Raw genomic sequence first — 4,092 nt, 5'->3', positions numbered from 1 at the left:
GCTGTAGGGCGGCCCGGGCCGCCCTACAGCTCGAAGGCCTCCGGCGGCGGGCAGGAGCAGACCAGGTTGCGGTCACCGTAGGCCTGGTCGATCCGGCCGACCGGGGGCCAGTACTTGTCCGTGCGCAGCGACGCCAGCGGGTAGGCCGCCTCGGCGCGCGTGTAGCCGTGCGACCACTCGTCCGCGGTCACCGCCTCAGCGGTGTGCGGGGCGTTGCGCAGCGGGTTGTCCTGCGCGTCCCACTCCCCCGAGGCCACCTTGTCGATCTCGCCGCGGATCGCGACCATCGCCTCCACGAAGCGGTCCAGCTCGGCGAGGTTCTCGCTCTCGGTCGGCTCCACCATCAGGGTGCCGTTGACCGGGAACGACATCGTCGGCGCGTGGAAGCCGTAGTCCATGAGCCGCTTGGCGAGGTCCTCGTTGCTGATGCCGCTGGCCTTCTGGAGCGGGCGGATGTCCACGACGCACTCGTGCGCCACCAGACCGCCCGCACCGGTGTAGAGCACCGGGAAGTAGGGCTCCAGCCGCTTGGCCAGGTAGTTCGCCGACAGCACGGCGACCTCGGTGGCCGAGCGCAGCCCCTCCTCGCCCATCATGCGCACGTAGGCCCAGGAGATGGGCAGGATGCCCGCCGAGCCGAACGGGGCCGCCGAGACCGGTCCGACCCCCGTGTGCGGACCCGCCTCAGGCTGGCCCGGGTGGTTGGGCAGGAAACCGGCCAGGTGCGAGCGGACCGCGACCGGGCCCACGCCCGGACCGCCGCCGCCGTGCGGGATGCAGAAGGTCTTGTGCAGGTTGAGGTGGCTGACGTCGGCCCCGAACTCGCCCGGCTTGGCCCAGCCCAGCAGCGCGTTGAGGTTGGCGCCGTCCACGTACACCTGGCCGCCCGCCTCGTGGACCAGGCGGCACACCTCGGTGACGGTGTCCTCGTACACGCCGTGCGTGGACGGGTAGGTGATCATGATGGCGGCCAGGTCGTCGGCGTGCTTGCCGGTCTTGGCGCGCAGGTCCTCCAGGTCGACGTTGCCGTTGTCGTCGCAGGCCACCACGGCCACGCGCATACCGGCCATCACGGCGCTGGCGGCGTTGGTGCCGTGCGCGGAGCTGGGGATCAGGCACACGTCGCGGTGGGCCTCGCCGCGCGAGCGGTGGTAGCCGCGGATGGCCAGCAGCCCGGCGAACTCGCCCTGGGACCCGGCGTTGGGCTGGAGGGACACCGCGTCGTAGCCGGTGACCTCGGCCAGCCAGGCCTCCAGCTGGCGGATCAGGGCCACGCTCCCGGCGGCCTGGTCCAGCGGCGCCAGCGGGTGCAGCCCGGCGAACTCGGGCCAGGTGACGGGCTCCATCTCCGCCGTGGCGTTGAGCTTCATGGTGCACGAGCCCAGCGGGATCATCGTGCGGTCCAGGGCCAGGTCGCGGTCGGAGAGGCGGCGCATGTAGCGCAGCAGCGAGGTCTCGCTGCGGTGGGTGCCGAACACCGGGTGGGTGAGGTAGTCCACCTGGCGGGCCAGCTCGGCGGGCAGGCGGTCGGCGTCCTCGTCCACGCTCAGGCGCACGCGCGAGGAGCCGCGCTCGGCCTCGCCGAAGGCGGCCAGGACCTTCTCCAGGTCGGCCTCGGTGGTGGTCTCGTCCACGCTCACGCCGACCGTGTACTCGTCCGCGGCCAGCAGGTTGTACCCGGCCTCCAGGGCGGACTCCACGACCCGGGCGGCACTGGGCACGCGCACGCGCAGGGTGTCGAAGTAGGCCCGGTGCAGGACCTCGAAGCCGCGCTCGGCGAGGGCGTCGGCCAGGGCGGCGGTGCGGGTGTGCACCTGGCGGGCGATCGCGCGCAGGCCGTCGGGACCGTGGTAGACGGCGTACATCCCGGCCATGACGGCGAGCAGGACCTGCGCGGTGCAGATGTTGCTGGTGGCCTTCTCGCGGCGGATGTGCTGCTCGCGGGTCTGGAGCGCCAGCCGGTAGGCGGGCTTGCCCGCGTTGTCCACCGAGACGCCGACCAGGCGGCCGGGCAGCTGGCGGCGCAGCTTCTCGCCCACGGACATGTAACCGGCGTGCGGGCCGCCGAAACCGAGCGGGACGCCGAAGCGCTGGGTGGAGCCGACGGCGATGTCGGCGCCCAGGTCGCCGGGGCTGCGCAGCAGCGTCAGGGCCAGGATGTCGGCGGCCACCACCGCGAGGGCGCCGCGTTCGTGGGCCTGGGCGATGACCCGGCCCGGGTCGCGCACGGCGCCGCTGGAGGCCGGGTACTGCACCAGGACGCCGAAGGCGTCGCCCTCGGGCAGGCCCTGCGACAGGTCGGCGACCACGACCTCGATGCCGAGGGGTTCGGCGCGGGTGCGCAGCACGTGCAGGGTCTGGGGGAAGACGTCGGCGTCGACGACGAAGACGTCGGCCCTGCTCTTGGAGGCGCGGCGGGCCAGGGTCATGGCCTCGGCGGCGGCGGTGGCCTCGTCGAGCAGGGAGGAGCCCGAGACGGGCAGGCCGGTCAGGTCCGAGACCATGGTCTGGAAGTTGAGCAGGGCCTCCAGGCGGCCCTGGGAGATCTCGGGCTGGTAGGGCGTGTAGGCCGTGTACCAGGCGGGGTTCTCCATGATGTTGCGCAGGATGACCGGCGGGGTGAGGGTGCCGTAGTAGCCCTGGCCGATCAGCGAGGTGCGCACCTGGTTGCGGGAGGCCAGGTCGCGCAGCTCGGCCAGGGCCTCGGCCTCGCTCAGCGCCGGGGGCAGGTCAAGCGGCGCGCTGCGGCCGGGGCCGGTGAGGATGGACTCGGGCACGGCGTCGGCCATGAGTTCGGCGGTGGAGCCGTAGCCGACCGCCTTGAGCATCTCCTGGACCTCGGCGGGTGTGGGGCCGATGTGGCGGTCGGCGAACACCCGGGCGGGCGCGCCGGGGGTGTGCACGGGCTGGTCTGGCACGGAGACCTCCTGGTGACAGGGCCGAGTCGGGTCGGCGGTGTTCCTCACGGTCTCCCCCTCTGTCACCGGGCACGACGGCGCCCAGGCTTCAGAGCGGCCTCCTCCACGCGGTCCATGGTGCCTGAGAGGTTACTGGGGAGTATTGCCCCGTCGGCGCCCCGTTGCGGGGTCTCTCTCGCGCGGTGTCGACAGCCAGCTGACGATCTGTACGTGTGTACAAGCAGGGTGAATGTCGGTTTTCATCCCTGTTGTGACTACGACCGTACTCGATGGCCGCCCCGGGCGGCTCTTCCGGGCAGGCGTTTCGCCCACATCACACCCAGAACCTGGAGGTTCGTCCAAATAACCGCGGCGCCGAAGCACCCGCGCCCCCTGCCGGCACACGGCCGCCCCGGGGCTGGGGGCGGCGCCTGTCGGTCTCAGCCGGTACGGCGCTCCCGGCGGCGCCTGGCCAGCTCGTCCACGGGCTGGGGCGCGGCGGCGGGCAGGTCGGCCCGCTCCTCCGCGGGCACCACGCCCAGGGCCTCCTCCACCTCGCGCCAGACGTTGCCCAGCGCCAGTCCGAACATGCCCTGCCCGCGCTGCATGAGGTCCACGACCTCCTCCGGGGAGGTGCACTCGTAGACGCTGACGCCGTCGCTCATGAGGGTGATGCGGGCCAGGTCGGGGGCGGGACGGCCGCGCAGGTGGTCGACCGCGGTGCGGATCTGCTGGAGGGATATCCCGGTGTCCAGGAGCCGTTTGGCGACCTTGAGCAGCAGGATGTCGGGGAGGCTGTACAGGGGGGCGTTGTGGGCTCCGGTGAGCACGCTCGGCTCCACCAGGCCGGTCCTGGCCCAGTAGTCGAGCTGGCGGTAGCTGATCCCGGCGGCCGTACACGCCGCGGGGCCCCGATACCCGACGTCCATAGGCAGCGCCACCAAGTCTTCTTCGCACAGTAGGCCCTGCTGCCCCGCTAGCCGCAGCGCGGACCGCCTGTCATGGGGATCCCGCTTGCCGCTCGCTACCGCCACGCCGACCTCCGGCTTCTCGTCCCACGGCGGTCTCGACAGGGGATGTCCACTCAGGGAACGGGTGCGCCGTGGGTTCCACTGCACTGAAGGTAGGACGGCCGACCGGCAGCGTCAACGACACCGCGCGGCGCGTCGCCAAGTGCGCGCGGCGCCGGTGTGCC

2 protein-coding genes and 1 riboswitch are annotated in these 4,092 nt (G+C 72.5%); both genes read right to left on the bottom strand.

The annotated features are described in order from the left end of the window. Nucleotides 1–23 precede the first annotated feature (23 nt). Entirely contained in the window at nucleotides 24–2,918 is a 2,895-nt protein-coding gene (gcvP, locus tag DQW06_RS16810; protein ID WP_117198893.1) for an aminomethyl-transferring glycine dehydrogenase, read from the bottom strand. 98 nt (nucleotides 2,919–3,016) lie between these two features. Further along, nucleotides 3,017–3,106: riboswitch (glycine riboswitch) on the bottom strand. 231 nt (nucleotides 3,107–3,337) lie between these two features. Next, on the bottom strand, nucleotides 3,338–3,826 hold the full coding sequence (locus DQW06_RS16805) for a MerR family transcriptional regulator (protein ID WP_019609133.1): 489 nt from the start codon (nucleotides 3,824–3,826) through the stop codon (nucleotides 3,338–3,340). Nucleotides 3,827–4,092: the final 266 nt, after the last annotated feature.

This window comes from Nocardiopsis sp. TNDT3 (assembly GCF_003427465.1).
GTDB lineage: Bacteria > Actinomycetota > Actinomycetes > Streptosporangiales > Streptosporangiaceae > Nocardiopsis > Nocardiopsis dassonvillei.
This window is presented reverse-complemented; position numbering and strand designations above follow the sequence as displayed.

Coding starts and splice junctions, on each gene's coding strand:
- DQW06_RS16805 (WP_019609133.1), bottom strand. CDS start 3,826: ATGGACGTCGGGTATCGGGGCCCCGCGGCGTGTACGGCCGCCGGGATC.